This is a genomic window from Microcoleus sp., assembly GCF_041354475.1.
Classification (GTDB): Bacteria; Cyanobacteriota; Cyanobacteriia; order Cyanobacteriales; family Microcoleaceae; genus Microcoleus.
On the sequence record NZ_JBGJZU010000097.1, the window covers coordinates 1 to 23,576 of the forward strand.

A 23,576-nucleotide genomic window follows, 5' to 3' on the forward strand; every position below is an offset into this window, starting at 1 on the left:
CCCCCAGCCCAGCCCCAATGGGGGAAGGAATCAGGAAGAAGGAATCAGGAAGAAGAACCCCCCCCCAGCCCCCCCCCAAGGGGGGAATGAATCAGGAAGAAGAACCCCCCCCAGCCCCCCCCCAAGGGGGGAAGGAATCAGGAAGAAGGAATCAGGAAGAAACTGTGCCCGATGCCTGATAGAAATTAGCATATGCCTATTAAAACAAAATAACAAGCCTAGGAATTCTTGACTCTTACCTTACCAAAATTGGTAATGCAACGAACCCAGATTTCCCAGACTTGTCGGGGTAAAAATTACCCAGTCACGACATTACAAACCTGCTAATTAATTAGGACAGGGAGTTGATGGCGTAGTCAAGAAGAGCGTTGTACTCAGTCAAAGCTTGAGCAGACATATCGCGAGGAGCGCAACCACGGTTACGAGCAAAGCTCAATGCTTCAACGTAAGGAGCAGTAGGCAAGCTCAAAGCACGATAAACTTCGCGTTGACCAGCAATACCCCATTCATCAAGAGGGCCTGTGCCGCCAACAACTAAGCTGTATTGGATCAAGCGCAGGTAGTGCTTGATGTCGCGATGGCATTTTGCTTTGAAAGTATCGGTGGAGTTAGCTTGACCGGCTTCGTTCAAGTAAGGATACTTTTTGATGCAAGCATCATAAGCTTCTTTAGCAACTGAATCCAGGTTGTTGCCGAGCTTTTCAGCAGCTTCTAAACGAGCAGCAGAGCGTTGGATAGAACCTTGGACTGATTCTAAATCTGAGGTGCTAGGGAAGCGGCCTGCTGCATCAGCAGAGGCGATAGCTGTGGTGAGAACTGATTTCATTTCCTAAATCTCCTAAAGTGATTTTGACAGTGAGCGTAGTTTCAATTTTGCTGAGCGAATTGCGATTAGCAATGGACTAGCTCAGTGCCGAAATGATGCGATCGAAGTAGCTGGAAGCTTCGGCAACTAGAGTGGCGCAACGATCTTCAACTACGATTGTTCCCATTTTCCGCAACTTAGCACCAGCAAATTTTTCGCTGGGGTTGTCTTGGATGTGAGCAGCGGCTTGAGCTTTCATGATTTGAACGGCACGCACGGTGGAGGTGGTGGGCACGCCCAAAGCTGCGTAGGTTTCTTTCAAGCCATTTAAGCAACGGTCATCAAGAACGGAAGCATCACCAGCCAACAAAGCGTAGGTGACATAGCGTAGAATGATTTCTGCATCGCGCAAGCAAGCAGCCATGCGGCGGTTAGGATAGCAGTTACCACCGGCTTGGATCAAGCCTTGGTTTTCGCAGATCATACCGGCAACAGCGTCAGAAACCATGCAGCTAGCGTTGCTGGCGATCGCGTTTACAGCATCCAAGCGTCGGTTGCCGCTGGCAACGAAAGCTCTGAGGGCAGCAATATCACCGACGGTGGAGGTGCTGGCATCGGCTGAAACTACAGCTCTTGAAAAAGCGTCAAGCATTGAGTTCTCCTTAACTTAGACGAAAATTTATTTCTTATCTTAGTTGGTCAACTTGGTGACGAACTTGATGGTTTTGAATATATCCCTGGGATGATGTCTCTGTCTCATTCCTGAGAAACAAAGTAACAATTTGTTACTTTTGTCGCGAAAACTACATTTTTTCGTTTAACTGATGTCGTTTCTGGTGGCATCGGTATTGTTCAAACAGTCAACCGTCAACCGTCAACTATATATATGTTAAATGTGTCGATCAGACCCTACGTGGATGAAAGTGACCTACAGGCGATCGCCCATTTGATCCATACTTGCGAACAAGTCGATCGCCTCGAAGAAGGTACTTCCATTTCCGAATTGCAACAAAAATTTAATCAACCATCCCTTGACAAAAATCGCGATATCTGCATTTGGGAAGACAGTCAGGGAAAACTCATCGGTTTTGCTCAGTTGTCGATTTCTGGATCTGGGGAGATGATTGACGGTTGGCTGTGGTTTTGCGTTCACCCGATCGCGCGATCGGGCAATATTCAAACCCTAGCAGTGGCTTGGGGAGAAAAGCGGATGCGGGAAGTGCAAACAGAACGAGGTATACCAGTGAAACTGCGATCGTGGGTGCGCGCGGAAAATACCGATCGCATTTCTCTGCTAGCAAATTGCGGTTTCAAGGCCGATCGCCATTTTTGTCGTATGGCGCGATCGATCTCTCAACCAATCCCAGAACCAAAAATCCCCAAAGGCTTCACCCTCAGTCAGTTTCGGGGCGCACAGGATGCCCAAGCTTGGGTAGAAATGTTCAACCAATCATTTATCGACCACTGGAACCACCACGATTTAACAGTAGAACAATTCCAATACGATTTAGCCAAACCCAGTTACAGAAAGGATTTAGACTTAATTGCAGTCGCCCTTGACGGCACTTTCGCAGCATTTTGTCACTGTGAAATCAGTATCGAAGAGTGCGATCGCACCGGTCGCAATGAAGGCTGGATCATGTCCCTTGGTACAAGACGTGGCTTCCGTAACATCGGATTGGGACGAGCAATGTTGCTGGCTGGCTTGCACCGGCTAAAAGCTGTCGGTATCGAAACAGCCATTATCGGAGTCGATGCCGATAATCAGTCCGGTGCCCTGGGACTGTACGAATCTGTAGGCTTCCACAATATTCGCAATACCATAGCCTATGTCAAAGAACTTCGATCGATATAAGTCCTGTGGAAGTCTAGAAACCGGGTTTGATCGACGAAAATACTTCGCTACAGCCACAGATTAGGTGAAAAACCCAGTTTCTTTCGTCGAGTCCCCAGGGAGCATCCCGATTTTGTAATGGCTATAGCATGACCGCAGACAATTTATTAGTGATCACCAAAGATTTACAGCCGTCATGCTTCGCCCCTACGAATATATTTGCACTCATTGAGATGCACCCAGTCCCGAATCCTGACAAAAAAAACTTTTCCCAACCCCTTGACACCTTTGTAGTACCTGTGTAGTATATAAATATGGAAAGGGCAGGAAAAGCAAAAACCTGTATTTTCCGTAAAATTCTGAACCTTGAAAACTGAATAACTAATCGAAATTTCAAGGAACATCTAATTGAAAGTCTTGTAACAGAGACTAGATTGTCATGTTGTTACTTTACACCACAATCTTAGGTTACAAACTGCCTCGATCTGAGCCAGAAACAGTACCTAATCAGCCTAAATCCAATGCAGAAAAAGCGGATTCAGAGCAGGAAAATTCTGCCAAAACTGAACCTGCCAAACAGACTGAACAAATCCGCAACATCCAACAAAATTATCACTTAGAACGGCGTTTGTTTCAGTAAAATTCCGCCGTATTTGGGGAAATACGACGGGCAATTTTTAGAGAAGAAATGCCAGACTAAAGAGCAGACAGGCTACCAATCCAAAATCCAAAATCTCAAATCGCTCAAGGAGGTATCAGTAATGGTTCACATTCGTTTTGAAGGACGTTCCTATGATGTGGCAGAAAACCAACTGGGTATCGCGACAGGAATGAGCGAACAAGCCATTAAGGAACGTCTGGCCAAGCATTTTGATGTTAAGGGCGATCGCTTCGAGTCTTACGTGCTCGATCGCCGTCCTTCGGGCGATTTAATTGTGCGCCCAGAAGCCGTTTACGGCTAGAAATTCAGCTACCTGAGTTGGCTACCCCTCGATGGTTCGGCGGTTAAAACCGCAACTATACAAACGAAGTCTGCCTCCGCAGACTAAGAAATAAAGGGGGTATTTAACCAGGATTTCGGCTCGGCTATTAGGCGGCGCACCCCAACTAAAGAAGCTTACAAACTGGTAACGTTCGACTAAACATCGTACAGTAGGTTCGATTCCTACCCTCTCCGCCTCTTGGAGAGGGGTTTTAAAAATAGCTTCTCTGACTTGTGCGCCTCCTCTTCTACCTGAATTTTTTAGATTTAAACAACAGCTACACCGCACCCCAACAGTTGAAGCTTACACACTTTTTGGTTTTCTCAACCAGAGGTAATAGGTTCGACTCCTATCATCCCCATCTTGGGGATGTAGCTCAACGGATAGAGCACATAGTTAAAAGCTTTGATGACTTGTGCGGGGTATCTGTCAGGTAGTGAAACAAACACTTCGTGCCCTAAAAAAGGAAGCTTACATACTAGCTCTTGGTAGAGCATTTCTCTTGAAAGAAAAGGTTGCGGGTTCAACTCCTGCGTATGAACAACGGCTTTTTTGACTTGCACGAAGTGACTTTCACTGCTATAACAATCGACAAAAAAAACACAAGGATTTAGTAAATAGTTTCGATGTTTGATAATCCTGTTCTGCGCCCTAACAGATAAAGCGCTTACACACTATTAAACCGATTAGTCGTAGGTTCAAATCCTGCCAGTCTCGTTTGAGAGGCTGTAGCTCAGTGGTAGAGCGATCGGTATGTCATAAATGCTTTCCCAACTTGCGCGGAACTTCTGATAATTATAAATAGTGGAGTTATGAGCGAACATCGCTTAGCAGAAAATGTGATCGAGCGCCCTCGTGGAGGGCTGAGAATCAGCTCAAGAAAGGTGAAAGGGCAAAAAAGAGCTCTGATCGAACTAACTGAAGAAGCTACTACAGATGGACTGCTTAGCCCTTATTTAATTAAGCCGAGAAAAAAGACCAAATGGTTTTCCGATTGTCTGGGGCCGCTGTACCAATGGCTGCAATCTCATGTAGGTGAGTATTGGGATGATGTTTACAGCAAACTCTGTGGAATCCTAGATATCACTACCTTATCTGGGCAACATATTGTCTCTCATGTATGGCAATACGTGGAACGAAATGCGGTGTTAATTGATGGGGTTCCTTATCGAAAAAGTCGTGAATTTTATAATACAGCTCTTCCTCTTGGTTATTGGTACAAGCAACTTTATGTCCATCCTGAGACGGGAATTCTTTGCTTAGCTAAGAGAGTTCAGAAAGTACCTGAAAAGAAGCCCGATGATTTTGTTTTCATAGATGCTTATCATCATTATCAGAAAATAAATGATTTGTGGTATGCGATGGAGCTGGCAGATATTGAACCCTTGGGGATAACCAAAAATAAGTCTTCTGTCAACCGGGAGAAGTACGTTGTGGCTAAACGTCAATGCAACAAGAAGCAAATTAAGTTCATTATGGAACGACTAGCTAAAAATAAGGACTGAAGTCTTTAGTACACACGAAATTTTCACTTCGCGCCCCGATCGGGAAAGTTTACATACTAGCCAAACGGTCAGGCGCTTGACTTAAGATCGAGTATATACAGGTTCAAATCCTGTGTGTGAATCAACGACTTTTTTAACTTGCGCGAAGTGCTTTTTTTTATAACTTTTAGAACCGAAAGTGGTGACAAAGGAGAATTAAATTATGAAAACTACAACTATAATTTACCGATCGCCCAAGGAGATAGACAGTCTGATTCACGCCTTCCAAGAATGCAGTCTGCCGCGAAATCAATGGAATCACGAAGCGCATTTAACAGTTGCTCTGTGGTATCTGTTTTACGATTCAGAAACAGAAGCAATAAATGCAATTCGGAATGGGATTAAACGTTACAACTCGGCTCACGGAATTGAAAGCACAAAAGATGGCGGATATCACGAAACTCTAACGCTGTTTTGGGTGCGAATTGTTCGCCAGTATCTCGCCGATGAAAGCCGGAATCGCTCGATCGTACATCTGGCTAACGGTTTGATTGATAAATATGCCGATTCCCTACGGGATAGCTCCGCTTCACGCACTTTACCATTTCGCTATTACACGCGCGATCGACTGATGTCTTCAGAAGCCCGCAATCATTGGGTTGAACCAGATTTGAAGTCACTCGACTCCGAAACAGTCCGCCAGGGATTAAAATCCCTGTCTAATAGCTAAAGTCCTCTGAAGAGGACTAAAGATATTTGTTTTTGTTTAGAACTCACAGCAAACAAATTCGGAAAAACGCATTTCAGTCCTCTTTAGAGGACTTCAGCTTTGAGCCAGGGATTTCAATCCCTGGCGGACTAAGGCAATAGGTGCAAAATATTAGGTAAAACCAATGAATATGAATGCAGCAGAACGAGATTTACGTTTAGAAATGCTCAACAGTCTGCTCACAACACCTCACCGCCAATTAGAAAAAGTAGCAGAAATTCACAAGTTAATTGTCGAATTAGACCCGATTTTTTACGGTCATTTAGCGGTGTGGTATCAGCGTCAAGGCGACGTGCGTGACCACAAGGAAGTTTTTGTCGGAAATTTGCTGACTTCGGCGCTAACGGAACACCGGGATGCTGGTTTTATGATGTTGCAAGAGTTCCCTCCCTACGAAGTTTCGCGGATTGTGGACTTCATGAAGCAGCACCAAAATAAGGTGCCTCGGAGTGCGCGCACTGCTGTCACTCGCTATCTGAAATCGCGGGAAAAAAATCCGCAGTTTTTCGATCGCGCCGCCCTCCGCAGTCGCAAGGCGATGAAGCACTTGTACGCGACTTTACACGTCAAACCGAGCGATCGGGCGTCGGCGATTCTGTTCCAAAACAATCCGCCAGAAGACTCTCTAGCCTTCGTTTTAAAGCGGTTAGCTAAGGCTGCAACAGCCGCGGAACAAGCGAATTTGATTGTTGAGTACAAGATTCCGTATACGATCGCCATTGGTGCGATCAAAATGCTAACACCAACAGTTTTAGCCGCGTTGATTAACTCCATGTCGCCGCAGGAAGTCATCAACAACCTGAAATCCATCCAGTCTCGCGGCGCGATGGATCACCCGGAAGTCAAGCTGTTGATTGATGCCAAGTTGGATGAAGCGGCAAAGTGCGATCGGGTTTCTGCTTACAAAGCCAGTGTAGCAACTGATAGCGCCAACTTTGACGCAGCAACGGTGGCGAAGCTGGAAGCAGTTACCAACGAACAGGTGAAAAAGCGCGGTAAAATTGCCAAAGCCACGGGTTTGTTGATTGACAAGTCGGGAAGTATGGAAAGCGCGATCGAAGTAGGCAAACGTCTCGCTGCTTTGATATCCGGCATTTCCGAGGCTGCACTGTTCGTCTACGCCTTTGACACCATGCCCTACCCAGTGCAAGCAAACGGTAGCGAATTGACAGATTGGGAACGCGCATTCAAGCACATTCGCGCTGGCGGTGGCACAAGTTGCGGTTGCGCGGTGGAAGCAATGCGGATTAAAAAGCAGGTAGTTGAGCAATTCATCATAGTCACAGATGAAGGCGAAAACTCTGCACCTTACTTGGCGGATGCTTATCAAAATTACTGCCGCAGTTTGGGAGTAATTCCTGATGTGGTAATCGTGCGAGTTGGCGCTTGGTGCAATTATGTTGAGAAGCAATTGAAGGACAAACAAGTAGCGGTGGAAACCTTTACGTTTGCCGGAGATTACTATTCGCTACCGAATTTAGTGCCGATGTTGAGTCGTCCTTCGCGGCTGGAATTGTTGATGGAAATTCTAGATACAACCCTGCCGGTCAGGGATGATAAACAGTTGACAGTTGACAGTTGACAGTTGACAGTTGACAGAGGTCGCGCGAGATTTTTTCTATGGGGTGTAAATCCCCATAGAAAAAACATGACACCAACCTGCGGGGGTTTTAAACCCATGAATTCTGATAAGTGATATAATCGAGCAGGGCTCGTCAGTTAAGCTGGCGGGCAATGCTCGCAAATTTAGTGGGAGTTAGAATTGTATGTCAAATGAGATTACATACACTGATGCTGAAGCAAATTTAGAAAATCTCTGCGATCGCGCTGTTGAAACTGGGGAAGTAATAGTTATTAATAGGCCTAACGGTAAAAATGCGATTTTGATTTCTAAGGCAGAATTAGAAAGTTTGCTAGAAACTCTTTATTTGTTGCGATCGCCTGTTAATGCAACTCGTTTACTGACAGCATTAAAGAGAGCTAAAGCAAGAGTTGTTCAACCTCAGACACTCGATGAAATTTGCAAAAAATTTGGGCTTGATGAAGAGGATGATACTGAGGATAAGGTAGCGATCGCTAGTAACAGCTTACAAACCGATCGCGATCGACAACTACAGCGAGTTATGCTAGGAGGAATGCGTCAGCATCAGCGACAATTCACAGAAACAGAATCGTAATTTTTTAGGTAGATATTTACATCACAATCTTCTACTATACTCTAAATTTGGGAGGAGCAGTTGGTGACTTCAATATTAATCAAAGATTTAGCAACCGAATTAGAGCTTTTCACCGAAGATCCAGTGGAAAGATTTATTACCAGTGGGGTAAGTTGGCAACAGTATGAACAACTACTAACTCAACTGGGAGATAGTCCTTGGTATCGAGTTACTTATTTAGATGAAGTGCTGGAAATTATGACCCCAAGTCGCCGTCACGATCGAGATAAAACCAATATTGGTATGCTGCTAGAAGCATATTTTCAAGAAACACGGACTCGGTTTTGGGGATTGGGTTCAACTACCTTTCGGATTCAAGCAAAAAAGGGCGGTACAGAACCGGATGAGTGCTATTGTATCGGTACAGAGAAAGAGTTTCCTGATTTGGCGATCGAGGTTGTACTCAGCAGCGGTGGTGTAGATAAGTTAGCAGTTTACAAAAAGCTCGGAATTAGAGAGGTTTGGTTCTGGAAAAATCGTCGCTTTGAGGTTTATCATCTTCGAGGAGATGAATATGAAAAAATCCACCAAAGTGAATTGTTGCCGGATTTAGATTTAGAACTTCTAGCATATTATGTGGAGCAACCAGATCCGCTGGAGGCGGTGTTGGAGTTTCGGGAAAGAGTTAGAGAAAGTTTAGGTAGAAATTGAAAACTGCTAGAGATGTACTTTACTCCCAAACATCTCCGTCAATATCCTCAAGTAAGAATCTTTTCCCTATTTTTCCCTATTTTCAATTATTCTATCGTTCTCTCGATCATTTCTAGTAACTCAGGATTTGCTATAGATGATACTAACTTTGAATCAGCAGTAGCTAGAACTGCACACAACTTGGAGGAAGTGAGTTCAGGATATTTTTCTAACACCTGTTGTTCCGTCCATCCCGCAGCAAACAGCCCTAGCAGAAATTCTACAGAAAACCGAGTTTCTGGAACCGCAGGTTGGGCTGGTACTTTTTTAGTGCCGAAATTAATTTGCTTTCGCCAGTCCATTTTTTTGCTTAAACGATTGGGGAATATGCAGCCAATTATACTGTATTTTATCGCCACATAGACCAAGAGATGTCTGAGGAAGCATATCGATTAAGACTAGGGGCGATTTCCCTGTTTTAAAATTAATTTTTTATACCGATCGCACTCGGTCAATTTCTTATACAGTAGAGTAAGGAGCAGCGAGTTCGATCGCCATTTTTGCTTTTGTCGGTTTAGTGAGTAAAAATGCCGATCGCCCTCGATCTTAACACACAGTACAACTACTTGAGCTTGCACTATGACAAAAAAGTCTAAGGTCAAAAAATCCTGTTTGCTCTCCCAACGACTGCAAGAAGCTCTCGATCGAGGCAGTAAAGTTTGGATGAAAACAAATAATAGCAGTTTCGGCGGCATCCCCATTAATTTATCCAAGGAGTTTGCCGAAATTCTAGTAATTGTCCCCCCTAGCGAACACGGGGAAAATAACGATTCTTATGGACAAGTCACTTGGCTGATTCGACTTTCGGATATTATTGCAGTCGCTTATCCAACTGAATATTGGTCTAAAGATAGATTAGAAAGTTTGCTAAAACCCGATGTAGTTACTTCTGAAATGGGAGATTATCCGGGATAAGGTGCTAATAGTGCACCTACCTTTACAGATGCAATCACAATTCATAAAAAATAAAAAAGAGTGAAATTTTAAATTTTCTAAAATTTCACTCTTTTTTAAACAATTTTAGGAGCAGAATGGTAAATCGAGTGTTATATTATTGACTGTTGCATCAGCATGATTTAACAGCACAGAATACTCTTGACACATCCGAGAATCGAGAAGTTTAATTATTTATTGCAAACAGAAAGCTGGACTTTACAACTGCCTCCTGGTAATTCGCTGCAAGCAGCGAGAGCTTGAGCTTCTGCTGCTGATTTATCGTCACCCCAACCGGCACCAGCTCCTCCTTTCCCAACGACAATAGCTCCACAGTTATTAGTGTTGGATGTCAGCGGTTCGCAGTCGTTCGCCCCTCCACTATGCTGATTGCAGGCGGCTACTGCGGCATCTAGTGCTTCTTGTTCTGTAGCATGATCCCAACTAATACCCGTGGCATCAGAAGTGGCAGAATAAGCCGTAGCTCCGTGTTTATCCTGAGCTTGAGCTGTCTGGGCACATAACAGGAGTGGCACTGTCAAAACAGTCGCTAAAACACACTTAGAAAATAGCTGTTGAAACATATTTAGTGGCTGCCTTTACAGAGTTATATTTTTGTTCTTAATCAATATTAAATCACCCCCGCGAGGGATGTCAATATCCCCATAGTCATCTCCCAAAAACGTTGTATTGAATAGGCTGTCGGGCCTGTGCCACGAGAATTAGGCCAGAAGTCTCATCTCAAATCCCAAATCTCAACTCTAAAATCCGATGACTGATATCCGCAAAATCCTCAACCAACTTGCCGCCCAAGCAGGAAAGCTCCTCGATACCCAATTCCTCGCACCTTGCGTGGGAGGGGGAAGGGTGCGGACAAGGATAGATGGAATGATTTACAGGTTTCAACCGCAGCCTCGCCACTTTGAAGGCTGGGGTATTTTTCAACCAATAAATGAGAAAAATGCTGCCTTAGTTGCAGAGCCAGATTTGGCACAAGTCACAGAGTATTTACAACTGCTTGTGCCAGTTCGTTTGCAATTAGCTCATGTACTAAGAGGGCAAACTTGGCTGGCTTATCCGGTTAATGAATCTGATGTAAAACAGCGTACTGGTTTTGTTAAACCCGTAGCCGTACATCTCGTAACAGAAGGCTCGCAGTTTGAGCCGATAGTTGCTAGATGGGATGGTCATTATTGGTGGTTTGAGGAAATAGATCGACGGGCAGACCCTCTGCCTGCTGAGGAATTAAGGGATGCTTTAAAACAGTTGAATTTGCCTCAACAAATACGCTTTAAAGGCATGACACCGGAAATGGCAACTGTTTATGAATTGGTGACACAAAATATCAAAGATTCTGACCCTAAATTTAGGGATGAACAGCGCTTGCAGCGGGCTTTGCACATGGGGGGAGGAGAATTACAAGGTTTTCGCGATCGCGATGACTATTGGCTGGTGGAATGGACTAGCCGCACTGGTGAAAGACATTCTTCTGCTATTGCTAAGGATGATTTGACTGTGATGAGTGCTGGCATTTGTCTGAGTGGATTAGACAGAAACTTCGATTTGCAGTCTTTAGTTGGTGTAGTCGAGGATAGATAATTTTGTTATTGGTTATTGGTTATTGGTTATTTGTGTTAATTCCAATGCCCAATGCCCAATACCCCCCTTGGGGCAGTAGGTGGGGGTTCCCCAATGCCCAATTCCCAATCCCCAATTCCCCCCTTGGGGCAGTAGGTGGGGGTTCCCCAATGCCCAATTCCCAATGCCCAATTCCCAATTCCCAATTCCCCCCTTGGGGGGGGTAGGGGGGGGTTCCCAAATTCCCAATTCCCCCCTTGGGGGGGGTAGGGGGGGGTTCCCCAATTCCCAATACCCAATGCCCAATTCCCAATTCCCAATCACCAATCACTATGAGTATTTTTTTTCACGAACAATTGTACAGAACATCATCAGTGATGTCCATGGTTAAAAACTTCCCTATTACCGTGTGCGGTGCCGGTGCTTTGGGTGCTAATATTACAGAAAATTTGGCGCGATCGGGATTTGGTCAATTAACAGTAGTCGATCGCGATCGCATCGAAGAACGCAATTTGTCCACTCAACCCTATTATCGATCGGATGTTGGCGCATTCAAAGCCAAAATTCTCGCCCACAATCTTTACCGCGCTTTGGGAGTCAAAATAGAGGCGCACTCAAAAGAATTGACATCCGCCAATGTCGATCGACTACTTGCCAACAGCGCCGCGATCGTTGATACTTTTGATAACAGTGTAGGAAGGCAAGCAGTCAAGGATTACTGTGCAAGTGTCTCCGTTCCTTGCCTCCATGTAGGATTAGCCACCGATTACTCCGAAATAATTTGGAACGAACACTATCGCGTTCCCTCACCGGCAAATGATGACGTTTGCGATTACCCGTTGTTGAGAAACTTAGTGATGCTGACAGTTGCTGTTGCTTGCGAAGTAATGGTGGCATTTGTCGGTACCAAGGAGCAACAAAATTTAACTTGCACGATCAAAGATTTTGCCGTAAGACCACTTATATTGTAGAATGTCTAGTGGCCATTGCCAGAAACCCGATCGCATGAGATGAGATACCTCTCTCCCAGAAATCAGGTTTCTAACTCTCAAAGGCGATCGTCAAACACGCAAAATAAGCTTAAGAAAATTAACAGGGAAATTATGGTCGGACAACAGACATTTTCTATTTTACTAGCAGTTCTAGCCCTATTAGTTTTGACGGGCGTCGGTGGAGCAAATTATGCTTCTAGCGGCGACGCTGTTTGCCGCACAAATGATTGCCACGAACCCCAAAGAAAATCCCATAAACCGCACAAAAGGATTTTAAAACACGGATCGAGAGGAGAAGATGTCAGAAAGCTGCAAAAATTATTAAACGCGCGAGGTTTGTGCCCACAGCCGATCGTAGCTGACGGCATTTTCGGCCCAACAACTCTGACAGCGGTGAAAAAATTTCAGCGACAAGCTAACCTTCCGGTAGATGGAATTGTCGGCGGAGAAACTTGGGACAGACTATTTGCTAGTTTGTAAATTTAAGCACCGTGCAATACAATTTCTTAAGTCAGTTTTGCTAATCAATCATCCCTCAAATACTCCCTTATTTCTTAGTCTGCGGCGGTTTTAACCGCCGAGGGATTTTTTAGATGCTTTGACAAACATTTGCCCTCCCAAAAACTGCCATAAAAAAGGCAGTTTCAAGTAAATTTTCAAAAGCAACGGCGAGGCTGGTCTACCTTTAGTAGAAAATGGTAAAAATCTCGGTATCATCAAATCTATTTGAAAACCAACAGTTTCTAAAAGCTCTTGGAGGGATAAGTGCGTAATCGGTAATTGATGGTCAATAAAATCGTAGTATTCCTGATAAGAATATTTGAAATTGGGCTGAATAACCAAAAGAGAACCGTTGGACTTGAGAGAATCAAAGCAAAATGAAATAATTTGGACTAATTGTTCTTTATTATTCAAATGTTCAAAAAAATTAGAGATAAAAATGCGGTCAAACTGTTCGGTAAACAAAGGGCGATCGCCTAAATTTAAAACATCAATATTCAGCACTTTAATATCAGGATTAGCAAATATTTTTGAATCAGGATTGAGGTCAATTAAGCATTTTTCGTCTGCCCGAATTTGATTTATAAACTCGCAATAACCCCCACCAATATCTAAAATAGATGATTGCGAGGGAACATATTTTTGTAAAAAATCGTCAATTAATACTTTCCAAAGCAATACCTTAGCTTCCATCTGTCTGGAATCAAATCGATTAGCGTACAATTTTTTGAGATATCCGTCAGCTTTCATAGTAAGATAGTATTCAGTAAGTATGACTTTATCACTATCCCAGGCAACTATGAACGTTATATCTACCGAAATACCGGAAGTTTTGATAATTGAGCCGAAAATTTTCGGAGACGATCGCGGTTTCTTTCTTGAGAGTTTTAATCACAAAGCTTTTGGAGAAAAAACTGGTGTGACGGCAGATTTTGTTCAAGACAATCATTCCAAATCGTCTAAAAATGTGCTGCGCGGATTGCACTACCAATTGCAGCAGCCTCAAGGCAAATTACTGCGGGTAGTGAGTGGAGAAATCTTTGATGTCGCTGTGGATATTAGAAAAAGCTCGCCGACTTTTGGACAATGGGTGGGCTGTATGCTGAGTGCTGAAAATAAGCAGCAACTTTGGGTGCCGGCGGGATTTGCTCACGGTTTTTTAGTGGTTTCTGAAACTGCGGAAGTTTTGTACAAAACTACAGAATACTATGCACCAAGTCACGAGCGGTGTATCCTCTGGAATGACCCAGATTTGGCGATCGATTGGCCGCTGGATGGTGCCAAACCAATTTTATCAGCTAAAGACAAAGCCGGACAAACATTGAAAAGAGCTCAAGTATTTTAGATAATGAAAATCTTACTGACAGGTGGTAGCGGACAACTCGCTCAAGAATTGCAGCCAGTTTTATTATCTTCGGGAGAGGTAATTGCAGTCGATCGCGCTCGTCTCGACTTATCCCAACCCGAAACTATTCGTCAAGCAATAGCTGAAATTCAACCGCATTTAGTTGTCAATGCGGGCGCTTACACTGCTGTAGACAAAGCAGAAACCGAACCAGAATTAGCACAGGCTGTCAACGGCATTGCCCCTGGCATTATTGCCGAAGAATGCGAAAAACTGGGAGCAACATTGATTCATATTTCCACGGATTATGTATTTGATGGCAGCCAGGGTTATCCTTATCGAGAAACAGATTCTACCAATCCCCTGGGAAGTTACGGCAAGTCAAAATTAGCCGGTGAGGAAGCAATTAGACAAGCCGGAAATCGGCACATTATTATTAGAACAGCCTGGGTTTATGGCAACGGTGGCAAAGGTAATTTTGTGAAAACCATGCTGAGGCTGGGCAAAGACAGGGAAGAAATTCGAGTAGTCGCCGATCAGATCGGAAGTCCTACTTGGACAGGAGATTTAGCGGCGGCAATTTCCCAGATAATTCCTGAGATTAAACCAGAAATTTTCGGAACTTACCAGTATACAAACAGCGGAGTTTGTAGTTGGTATGATTTTGCGATCGCCATTTTTGAAGAAGCAGAAAAAATGGGCTTTCCGCTAAAAATTCAGCGGGTAATTCCGATTACAACAGCGGAATATCCAACACCTGCAAAACGTCCGGCTTTTTCTGTCCTTTCACCTGTGAAAATATCAGGAATTCTCGGCACACATCCTCCCTATTGGCGGGAATCCCTCCGGCAAATGCTGGCAAGAGAAGTCAAATAAAAATTGAGGGGGCGAGTTTGGTAGGGTTAGTGGATGGTGCGTGCCTACCCTCACCTACTAAGTTTCGCCCCTACAAAAAATGCAACAGCCCCGTTGTAAGTCAACACCATTCGTGTTTCAAAATCCGATGAAATTCCAGCCACAATATGTTTTAATTGGTGCATCAGTTCTAGGGATTATCATACCAGCTTCCTATATTTTGTACCTGATATCGCAAGCCGGAGATTTATCTAATTTTGACTATTGGTGGATGACATGGAATTTCTATTCAGTCGATGGTTTTGCCACTAATCCTTTGAATTGGATATTTCGTGCCAACGAGCATTTTGTCTTGATTCCAGCAATTATCTATGCCTTGAATATAGTTATTACCCAAGGTTCAAATATCGGTTTATGTGTATTTGCCTGGTTTTTGGCTTTAATCCAGTGCCACGTATTAATCGCTTTGCTACCTTTGAAATTTAGCCGTTTTCCGGTGCAATTTATCTTTATTATATTTGCTATTTCTATTTTTAATTTTAGTCCCGCAGCGGCTCATAATTGGATGCGGGGATTTAGTGGTGTACATTGGATAATAGCTAATTTATTTGTAATTTGTGCGATATTTTGTTTGCAATCCTATGCGAAAAATTTGTCCGTAACTGCGGTGCAGCCGCCCTCCTTATCCTCGTTACAAGATAAGTGGGTAATTGGTAGCATTATTTTTGGTATTTTAGGTTGTATTAGTTACAGCACTCCTTTAGCTTTGTGGCCAATATTGTGTGCTGCTGCTATAGTGTTGCGCTTTCCTAGACAAGTTATTTATTTGTATTTTGGTGTTTCTATTGCGGTGGTTGGGACTTATTTTTTGACTTATAAAACCCCCGCTCATCACCCTTCTTTAACCAAAATAAACCCGCTGAAATTTATTGAATATATTCCTACTTATTTAGGCGGAATTTTTAGCGAAAATATTGCGATTGCCTCAATTATTGGCATCATTGGTTTGATAGCTGTAACGAGTTTTGTTGGTTATTGGTTGTTTGGCAAAAAGAGCGATCGCACCGAGTGGCTACCTTGGCTATCAATCCAGATTTACACCTTGCAAACAGCGTTAATGGCCGCCGTTAGTCGATCGGGATTTGGAGTCGAACAAGCCACAGCTTCCCGCTACGCCACACTCCCGGCACTGTTTTGGATGAGCACCATTGTCCTCACGGTATTGTGGGTACGCCAATCACAACTAACTCCCAGAATCCAAACACGTTGGCTGACATCGCTGTTAGGAATCACCACAATAGCGATCGTATTAATGTACGGCGTGGGAGGAGACATAGCAAGTGCGATCGCCCAGAGAGCAACCTATCAACCCCTAGTCGCATTATCATTACAATTAGGTATCACCGATGTCACATTAATTAAAGAAAAAGTAGGCAACAGACCAGCAGCTTTCATCGGCTTAATCGATGCCTTAAAAACTCATAACTTAGTGCCATTTAACCGAGACATTAAACAACAAAACTTCTGTGCACCACTAGATACAAAAATAGATCCAAACTTACTATCAGCCCCCAAAGACGGAGTACCAGGATACTTTGATATAATCACAAAACTCGCACCAAGTGCCGGCAGAGTAATTGGCTGGATAGGAGACCCAGAAAACAATGTAAAATGTATAGCCATCCTCAACCAAGAAAATGTCGTTCGAGGTTTCGCCATGTCAGGATTTCCCCGCCCCGATTTAGTTAATTTATTTGGCCCATCCTACGCATCCGCAGCTTGGAGAGGCTACATTCAGACATCACCAACCGACAAATTCTTAACAGCCTACGCATCATTCAAAAACCGCCAAGGCTGGGTAGCCCTACGAAATTCACAAACCATCAATAAAAATTAAAAACCAACCCAAAAACACCATCTCAAATCTCCCTCTCTGCGCCCTCTGCGCCCTCTGCGGTAAAAAAAAATAGGCCTGCGAAATTCACAAACCATCAATAAAAATTAAAAACCCACCCAAAAACCCCTCTCTGCGCCCTCTGCGGTAAAAAAAATATGCAAAAACACCTTAGTTTCGTCATCCCCGTTCACAACGAAGAAGCAACCCTAAAATTGCTGTTTGAAAAAATTCAAATTGTGATGACCCAAACCAGAATAGACAATTACGAAGTAATTTTCATAGACGACGGTAGTCGCGACTATTCTTGGCGAGAAATCATAGATTTAGCCAGGAATAATCCCAAACTAATTAAAGCCATTAAACTGCGTCGCAACTTTGGCAAATCAGCCGCCCTTGCCGCCGGATTTCGCAATTCATCAGGCAGAATAATCTTTACTCTAGATGCGGATCTTCAGGATGATCCGGCGGAAATACCTAGATTTTTAGACCATTTGGAATTGGGATTTGATTTAGTTTCGGGTTGGCGAAAACAGCGGAACGATCCAATTTCTAAAACTTTACCTTCCAAGTTGTTTAATACGGTGGCGTGTTTGGTAACTGGCGTACAAATGCACGATATGAATTGCGGTTTTAAAGCTTATCGCCAGGAAGTTTTAGCATCTATTAAATTGTATGGAGAATTGCACCGCTACATTCCGGCTTTAGCCAACAATTTGGGTTTTAAAATTGGGGAAGTGGTTGTCGAACACCATTCCCGCAAACATGGAAAATCTAATTATGGCTGGGAACGTTATGCACGGGGTTTTCTGGACTTGTTGACGGTGTTGGCAACGACGCATTATTTACAGAAACCGGGTCATTTGTTTGGGGGTTTAGGGTTGTTTTTTGGCTTGATTGGGACTGTTTCACTGAGTTATTTGATTGTGATTTGGTTTTTGAATTTGGGAGGGATGAATTTTGGTCCGATCGGGAATCGACCTTTGTTATTTTTTGGGATTTTGTGTACAATCATGTCGGTACAGTTAATTTCGCTGGGGATTTTGGCCGAGTTGATGGCGCGAAATGTGAATGCTGATTATGTGGATAAGCAGATTTGTGAAATTATTGATGATTCTAATATTGATATTTGAAGGAAGAAGTCACCCCTCCATTACTTCCCCCCTTGGGGGGGCAGGGGGGGGTAGCCCGATTCCCGATTCCCCATTACTTCCCCCCAAGGGGGGGGTAGCCCGATTCCCGATTCCCCATTACCTAATTTTATACAGTATCCATTTGCCTTGTTTATCTGTGATTTCCCCTTGAATATTGGGATGCCAGTCACTACGAGTTAGGATATAATCGGCGCGGTATTTTCTCGCAACTTCGACTAAATCCTTACTATTGCGGCGGCTGAATAAGTCATTTCCTCCCCAAATCATTTGCGGATTCAAGGGGACTCCTAACACGCTTTCCATGCGATTTTGCCATTCTTTGATACCTGTTTCTGTCAAGGGAAAGTTCTTGAAATTGACTACAATTGCTCTTTGGGAAAAGTATTGAAAACTGGTGACAGATGGTGGAATTAATACCAGTGCATCTTGACTGCTAGTTTTTGAGAAGCGTAGGGCTAATTGGTTTAAGTCGTCTTGGGGAATGGCATTGATATTAATTCTAGTTTGAAATACATCTAACATTGGTTTGGGGATAATTCCGGCTATTCCTAAAACTAAAATGCTGGTAGCTACCAAAGCTAATAGATAAGTAGCTGCTTGTTTGATTGCTGTAGGAATTGAGAGTTTTTCTAAGATGAAGGGAAACGCTAGAATTGAAAATAAAACAGGTATGCTAATTATCCTCTCTATTATTTCTCCTGAATTAGTCAGTGGATATATCAAGCTGAAAATCAAGGTGACTGTGGTAAAAATCCAGGGCAAAATAGTGTAGCGTTTAGCAATGGTATATTTGGGGTTTTGGAAAATTAATAAAAATATGAATAATGCTAGAAATAAAATACCTCGGTTGGGTAAAGTGAAGATAATTAACAGTAAAAAAAACATCGCTATTTGTTGTTTTTGGTAAAGTCTCTCGACTAGCAAACTCACAGGAATGAATATCATTATTTGAGCAAAAGGTACTGTTCTCGCTAACTGGAGTTTTGCAATCAAAGCCAGCGGGTAAACTTCCACAAATAGGTAATTTAAGACTAATGCAAAAATTGATGTAGCAATGACTATCGCAAAGTTAATTTTGTCTTCTTTTCGCAGTTCATTTGTATTGTTGATGCAAAGTAAACCACCAATCATCAAAGATATAAAGTTTAACCAATTGTTGCCCACATTCCAATTGGAAGGGAGGATGTGGTGAGGATTGCGAATTTTTGCGTGAATGTAAACAAAGTCGGCATTATTGATAGTATGAGTGCCAGTAGTACCTGTTAGCAACATCGGTAAATAAACGATACTTGCCATGGTGCCTAAAAGTGCGATCGCCAAAATTAGATTTTTGAATCTTCGCTGTTTTACAGATTCGATAATCAGCACAGGCATCATCATTAACCCCGGCAACAAACCGACTAAAAATTGCAACAAACAAGCTAGTCCAAAACAAAAATATCCTGTCAGCCATTTCTGACGCAAACTAAAGTAAATCCCCCAGATTGCTAAACCCATTGCAAAGGTACTGGGAACGGATTTGGTAGAAAATATCAGCGTGTTCCCAACATCTGTAAATGAGGATGCTAAGCAGAAAAAAGTCAGGGCTGCTGCGGGCAATTTTGCCTTAGTATATATGTTGATAATTGCGTGGCAAGCTAGGACAACTGAACCAAAGGCTAGGAATTGATAAATAAAATGCACTAAGGGAATACTTAACCCTAGACTTGCCAATAAATAAATGATATGATAATAGTAGTATCTGGGATTAAATTTAACCATTTCCTGAACATGATAGTCATTTTTATAGAGTTCAGGATTTAGGAGATGTTGGATTTGTGGCAATTCGGGAAAGTTGCCTCCTAGGGGAAATTGATAGCCTGTTGCTATCAACGCACCGATGATGACAAAGGTATAGATGGATAAGTTAAAATACCAGTTGGATTTTTGAGATTTCTGCATTGACGGTTCAACTTTTTTGAGTTGAGATGGCTAAATTGTTAATTTCCAGTTGACATTGGTTGGTTAAATCTTGTTTATTGGTACTCAATACCTCCAGGAGTAAATAATTGGGATTTTTTCCTTCAACTAATAGATTTAATTTGGGTAAAGCAGTTGAATTATAAACTGTTTCACTGGAGTTGATTAATTTACCTTGATTGTTCCACAAAGTCAACCGCAGGAAAACTCCCTGACATTGTTTGTTAGGTAAATTAAGTTGGCCTAGGATTGTATTTTTTGCGGAAAGGGAACCTAAATATAAAAATGATGTATCAATTTGCTGGGAATTTTTAATGGGATGAGTTACAATATGATATAAGTTATGAGCTTCTTTGGTAACAGAATAATTAGGGCTGGTATAAACAGACTGATTTAAGCTGATCCAATCTAATTGAGTGCCTGGTTTTTCGCCTATTTGCTGCTGCATCGCGTGAAGGGTTTTGATGGCTGTGCCGATCGCACTTGGGCGCATTCTCCGGTAAACTCTGACTAGGACACCATTTTCTAGCTGAAACTGTTCGGGTAAAAGCTCAAAATCACGGGAAATTTCCCAATTTTGAGTAAAAGCATCATAGACAACTTTAACAACATCTTGTTCCCCTGGGCGCAAAACCTGTTCATCACTCAGCAACACCTGCTGAAAAGGCGTAGCAACCACCACATATTGCGACATCAACAACTCCGGTAGCGGGTAAGTATCGCGAGAGTCAATTAATGGCCTACCAAGAGTGTTTAATTTCCACCAACCCTCCGGCGGGTTCAACTTACGGTTAGCTTGTTTAAGAATATTAGCATTAAAACTATTAGAAGCACCAGCAATATAAATTGGTTCCTGATTGGGCGCAATTTTTCTCAGAAACTCAACTAACTTTACCACTTCGCCATAATCCGATCGCACTAAAGGCCCAAAACTAGCCACAAACGGCGCGGAAAAATCAAACTTCAGCGGAATCAACCCCAAAACTGCATTCACAGTCAGATACAAACCAGCTACACCCAGCATCAAATATCGAACTTTGCCTTGGAGTGTCAGCCAAGTTGTCCAGAAAAATGCCGATAACCCTAAAAGTGCGATCGGTGTAACATGAATTGTATAGTGCAAATAGCCATAACGCAAGACCAACAGCCATTCAATCAGTGACAAAACCCCAAATATCCCAACAAAAACCACAGCCTCACCAACCAGAATCCCCGTCATCATTCCCGCCGAAAAACCAATCACAACCAACAGCCAAGTTCCCAAACCATAAAAAGAAGCATAACGAGTTAAAATATCAGGAACCGACAAACTCCAAGCCAAATATAAATTGCGGTAATCAACCGTCAGAGCACTGCGAGTAAAATCTCCCGCCACCAGCATTAAAACAGCCAAGCTAGTTGCCGCAATCAAACCCAACTTAACCCCAGAAATTAACAACAAAAATATAGCTTGACTTTGCCTACTTTTATAGGTTAAAATAAACTCGATTAAATACTGAAATATAGCAGCACCAAAAAAGGCGATCGCACTATAAGCAAAATGTCGCCGAAACAAAATCGCCATAGCCAGCGAACCGCCAATCAACAGAATTTGCCACCAATATTTTAGCTTAATATCATGCAGATAAACTAAAATTGCCAAAGCTAAAAAAACACAACCACCAGTATCCAGATATCCGCGTAAAGTCGGAATCCAACTCATCGGAATCAGCAAACTAATCGCTACAGTTGACCAAAACACCAGGCGCGAATCGAAAGGAATTAGCTTAGCAGAAATCGCCCCCAACAACAAACGAAACGGCAACACATAAATCAGAGATACACTGAGAATATAACTCAAGCGAGAATCACCAAACCATAGCAAAAAAGGCACTAAAGGCAACGAAATCAAAAGATTCTTCTCCTTAGCCAGCGATTCTATAACTGCACGTAATGCCTTATCTGGCGATTCCCGAAAAGACTTAACAAGTTCCACTGTAGCATTATTATAACCAGCATAATCCCACCAATAAAAAGTACGTTCGCTAGAAACATAAATAGACGTTACTACAACCGTCACCCCCACAAGTAACAACAGGAAAAACCCATCACCCAGAGACTTGCGACTCCACTTAAAAAAAACCCAATCAAATAACCTCATCAACCTAGCCACCCCAAATAAATAACACCCAAACCTCCTCTTCCCTCTTCCTTCGTACCCTTTGCGCCTTCGCGGTTCCTTAACTTAATTTAAAAAATTAGCTTCTAAAAAACCTTCCAACTTTTCTGCATATTGCCGATTAGCGATCGCACTTGGATGCAAATCATGAGGTAAATTATTATTAGCCGGTATTTTCAAATCAACAGAAATATCCACAGTCGCAATACCCTCCCCATTCAACTCCGCCAACATTTTAGCAGAACCAGGGTTAATACCCGCAACCACCAACTTCACCCCATTCGCCTTAGCCAAACGGTTAAACTCTGCAATAATTGCCTTAGAAACCTCATGGCTTCTGTAAAATTCCTCCTCAAATAGATTGTAATTAACCTCCAGAAAATTCACTAAAGCCGACACCCGCATCAACGGCAACTCATGATAATCAAGTTGTGCCATAGTATAGGTAAAACCCTGTTGTTTACTCAGCCTAGCATCAGGCTGAAACAAAACACCGAGTTTATTCCAATCAGCCAATTGCTTTCTTCTCGCCCTCGAAAAAGTATTGCGTCTGTCATGAAAACCCGCATAGGCAATCACAGCAATTTTCGGTTTATTTCCTTGCTTAAGCGCTTGTTTAAACTGAATCAACGAGTGGATAGTTCCATAGCCATTAACACCAAAATTGACAACTTCATATTGTGGTAATTTCTCCTGTAGCAACCAAGCATAAGTTTCGCTGTCATTCAAGGACCAACCGTAGGTAAAAGAACAGCCAAATATCCAAATTTCTGGTTTTTTTGACGGTAAATTGTAAGTATTCAGAGGGTGCGTGATTCTTAAACTATTGTTTAAGTGAGTAGCATTAAATGAGTAATTGCCGTTAAGTGTTACTTTAAACGTTCCTGGCAAATGCTTGTAGCCAAGTTCAGAATCCTGAGTAAAAAAATTACCTTTGGGTTCAACTGCAACATCAACATTTTCTCTTTGCCAGGGTTTGTATCCCGCAACCCGTAAGACAATTTCTGCACTACCGACAGATAGAAATATGGGAAAAATTAGATAGGTTATTAATCTGAAAACAAAGTTTTTAGCAAGATTTTTATTCATATTTTTGAACGAACCGCGAAGAAACAAAGAGCGCGAAGGAAGAGCTATATCTTTTTCTTTCCCCCTTGGGAGAAGTTCTTCTTTCCCCCTGGGGAAAAGTTCTTCTTTCCCCCCTTGGGGGGGGGTAGGGGGGGCATAGGTGTCAACTTAAGCCTGAAAGCCTTGAGAAATCTGGTTTTTACCTGAGTCTAGATCCCCCTAAATCCCCACCCCCCCCCTAGCCCCCCCCAAGGGGGGAAGGGGGACTTTGATCGGACTCCTGTCCCCCCCTTCTTAAGGGGGGTTAGGGGGGATCTGGCCTTAATCGTCAAACAGTAGTCTGTGACAGGGTTTGGCC

Annotated in this window: 24 protein-coding genes and 2 tRNA genes; 18 read left to right on the forward strand and 8 right to left on the reverse strand. The window is 42.9% G+C overall.

Annotated elements, in window-relative coordinates; translation table 11 throughout:
• Positions 1–331: 331 nt before the first annotated feature.
• Entirely contained in the window at positions 332–826 is a 495-nt protein-coding gene (locus tag ACBR23_RS25310) for a bleomycin hydrolase (protein ID WP_371120651.1), read from the reverse strand.
• Between the two features lie 76 nt (positions 827–902).
• A complete protein-coding gene (gene cpeB, locus ACBR23_RS25315) occupies positions 903–1,457 on the reverse strand; it encodes a C-phycoerythrin subunit beta (RefSeq protein WP_096830782.1) in 555 nt (184 codons plus the stop codon).
• 234 nt (positions 1,458–1,691) lie between these two features.
• Here cpeB and ACBR23_RS25320 point away from each other — a divergent pair, with 234 nt between their 5' ends.
• The 10 genes from ACBR23_RS25320 to ACBR23_RS25365 all read left to right on the forward strand — a co-directional run bounded on the left by ACBR23_RS25320 (position 1,692) and on the right by ACBR23_RS25365 (position 8,742).
• On the forward strand, positions 1,692–2,660 hold the full coding sequence (locus tag ACBR23_RS25320) for a GNAT family N-acetyltransferase (RefSeq protein ID WP_371117368.1): 969 nt from the start codon (positions 1,692–1,694) through the stop codon (positions 2,658–2,660).
• Positions 2,661–3,078: 418 nt separating this feature from the next.
• Entirely contained in the window at positions 3,079–3,279 is a 201-nt protein-coding gene (locus tag ACBR23_RS25325; protein ID WP_371117369.1) for a radical SAM protein, read from the forward strand.
• 121 nt (positions 3,280–3,400) lie between these two features.
• Complete coding sequence (locus ACBR23_RS25330; RefSeq protein WP_340517046.1) at positions 3,401–3,601, forward strand: hypothetical protein; 201 nt, start codon at positions 3,401–3,403, stop codon at positions 3,599–3,601.
• Positions 3,602–4,094: 493 nt separating this feature from the next.
• Positions 4,095–4,161: transfer RNA gene (locus tag ACBR23_RS25335), tRNA-OTHER, on the forward strand.
• 273 nt (positions 4,162–4,434) lie between these two features.
• The gene (locus tag ACBR23_RS25340) at positions 4,435–5,127 is read left to right on the forward strand and encodes a hypothetical protein (RefSeq protein WP_371117371.1); all 693 of its coding nucleotides are present in this window, start codon (positions 4,435–4,437) and stop codon (positions 5,125–5,127) included.
• Between the two features lie 50 nt (positions 5,128–5,177).
• Positions 5,178–5,246 (forward strand) — tRNA-Leu (locus ACBR23_RS25345).
• 83 nt (positions 5,247–5,329) lie between these two features.
• A complete protein-coding gene (locus ACBR23_RS25350) occupies positions 5,330–5,836 on the forward strand; it encodes a hypothetical protein (RefSeq protein WP_371117372.1) in 507 nt (168 codons plus the stop codon).
• 163 nt (positions 5,837–5,999) lie between these two features.
• On the forward strand, positions 6,000–7,457 hold the full coding sequence (locus ACBR23_RS25355) for a hypothetical protein (protein ID WP_371120649.1): 1,458 nt from the start codon (positions 6,000–6,002) through the stop codon (positions 7,455–7,457).
• A gap of 184 nt (positions 7,458–7,641) precedes the next feature.
• A complete protein-coding gene (locus ACBR23_RS25360; RefSeq protein WP_341737551.1) occupies positions 7,642–8,052 on the forward strand; it encodes a type II toxin-antitoxin system prevent-host-death family antitoxin in 411 nt (136 codons plus the stop codon).
• Positions 8,053–8,115: 63 nt separating this feature from the next.
• Positions 8,116–8,742, forward strand: a complete 627-nt coding sequence (locus ACBR23_RS25365) for a Uma2 family endonuclease (protein WP_371120648.1) — start codon at positions 8,116–8,118, stop codon at positions 8,740–8,742.
• Between the two features lie 86 nt (positions 8,743–8,828).
• On the opposite strand, the gene ACBR23_RS25370 is transcribed toward ACBR23_RS25365, so the two are convergent.
• Positions 8,829–9,083, reverse strand: coding sequence for a DUF433 domain-containing protein (locus tag ACBR23_RS25370; RefSeq protein WP_371120647.1), 255 nt, complete (start codon positions 9,081–9,083; stop codon positions 8,829–8,831).
• A gap of 277 nt (positions 9,084–9,360) precedes the next feature.
• On the opposite strand from ACBR23_RS25370, the gene ACBR23_RS25375 reads away from it, so the two are divergent.
• Positions 9,361–9,696, forward strand: a complete 336-nt coding sequence (locus ACBR23_RS25375; protein ID WP_371120646.1) for a hypothetical protein — start codon at positions 9,361–9,363, stop codon at positions 9,694–9,696.
• Between the two features lie 209 nt (positions 9,697–9,905).
• On the opposite strand, the gene ACBR23_RS25380 is transcribed toward ACBR23_RS25375, so the two are convergent.
• A complete protein-coding gene (locus tag ACBR23_RS25380) occupies positions 9,906–10,298 on the reverse strand; it encodes a DUF4189 domain-containing protein (protein WP_371120645.1) in 393 nt (130 codons plus the stop codon).
• Between the two features lie 187 nt (positions 10,299–10,485).
• On the opposite strand from ACBR23_RS25380, the gene ACBR23_RS25385 reads away from it, so the two are divergent.
• The 3 genes from ACBR23_RS25385 to ACBR23_RS25395 all read left to right on the forward strand — a co-directional run bounded on the left by ACBR23_RS25385 (position 10,486) and on the right by ACBR23_RS25395 (position 12,764).
• Positions 10,486–11,313, forward strand: a complete 828-nt coding sequence (locus ACBR23_RS25385) for a hypothetical protein (RefSeq protein ID WP_371120644.1) — start codon at positions 10,486–10,488, stop codon at positions 11,311–11,313.
• A 311-nt stretch (positions 11,314–11,624) separates the two neighbouring features.
• Entirely contained in the window at positions 11,625–12,263 is a 639-nt protein-coding gene (locus tag ACBR23_RS25390; RefSeq protein ID WP_371120643.1) for a ThiF family adenylyltransferase, read from the forward strand.
• A 39-nt stretch (positions 12,264–12,302) separates the two neighbouring features.
• Positions 12,303–12,764: a peptidoglycan-binding domain-containing protein gene (locus ACBR23_RS25395; protein ID WP_341737545.1), complete on the forward strand. Its 462-nt coding sequence runs from the start codon at positions 12,303–12,305 to the stop codon at positions 12,762–12,764.
• 90 nt (positions 12,765–12,854) lie between these two features.
• Here ACBR23_RS25395 and ACBR23_RS25400 read toward each other — a convergent pair whose 3' ends face one another.
• A complete protein-coding gene (locus ACBR23_RS25400; protein ID WP_341737544.1) occupies positions 12,855–13,535 on the reverse strand; it encodes a methyltransferase in 681 nt (226 codons plus the stop codon).
• 49 nt (positions 13,536–13,584) lie between these two features.
• On the opposite strand from ACBR23_RS25400, the gene rfbC reads away from it, so the two are divergent.
• The 4 genes from rfbC (at position 13,585) to ACBR23_RS25420 (ending at position 18,012) form a co-directional block, all read left to right on the forward strand.
• Entirely contained in the window at positions 13,585–14,130 is a 546-nt protein-coding gene (gene rfbC, locus ACBR23_RS25405) for a dTDP-4-dehydrorhamnose 3,5-epimerase (RefSeq protein ID WP_371117382.1), read from the forward strand.
• 3 nt (positions 14,131–14,133) lie between these two features.
• On the forward strand, positions 14,134–15,006 hold the full coding sequence (gene rfbD, locus ACBR23_RS25410) for a dTDP-4-dehydrorhamnose reductase (RefSeq protein WP_371120642.1): 873 nt from the start codon (positions 14,134–14,136) through the stop codon (positions 15,004–15,006).
• A 127-nt stretch (positions 15,007–15,133) separates the two neighbouring features.
• Positions 15,134–16,882, forward strand: coding sequence for a hypothetical protein (locus tag ACBR23_RS25415; protein WP_371120641.1), 1,749 nt, complete (start codon positions 15,134–15,136; stop codon positions 16,880–16,882).
• A 155-nt stretch (positions 16,883–17,037) separates the two neighbouring features.
• Positions 17,038–18,012, forward strand: a complete 975-nt coding sequence (locus ACBR23_RS25420; RefSeq protein WP_371117385.1) for a glycosyltransferase family 2 protein — start codon at positions 17,038–17,040, stop codon at positions 18,010–18,012.
• A 117-nt stretch (positions 18,013–18,129) separates the two neighbouring features.
• Here the strand turns inward: ACBR23_RS25420 and ACBR23_RS25425 are convergent, their stop codons facing one another.
• The 3 genes from ACBR23_RS25425 to ACBR23_RS25435 form a co-directional block, all read right to left on the reverse strand.
• The gene (locus ACBR23_RS25425; protein ID WP_371120640.1) at positions 18,130–19,974 is read right to left on the reverse strand and encodes a DUF6798 domain-containing protein; all 1,845 of its coding nucleotides are present in this window, start codon (positions 19,972–19,974) and stop codon (positions 18,130–18,132) included.
• 7 nt (positions 19,975–19,981) lie between these two features.
• The gene (locus ACBR23_RS25430; protein WP_371120639.1) at positions 19,982–22,132 is read right to left on the reverse strand and encodes a hypothetical protein; all 2,151 of its coding nucleotides are present in this window, start codon (positions 22,130–22,132) and stop codon (positions 19,982–19,984) included.
• An 84-nt stretch (positions 22,133–22,216) separates the two neighbouring features.
• Entirely contained in the window at positions 22,217–23,239 is a 1,023-nt protein-coding gene (locus ACBR23_RS25435; protein WP_371120638.1) for an SGNH/GDSL hydrolase family protein, read from the reverse strand.
• Positions 23,240–23,576 lie beyond the last annotated feature (337 nt).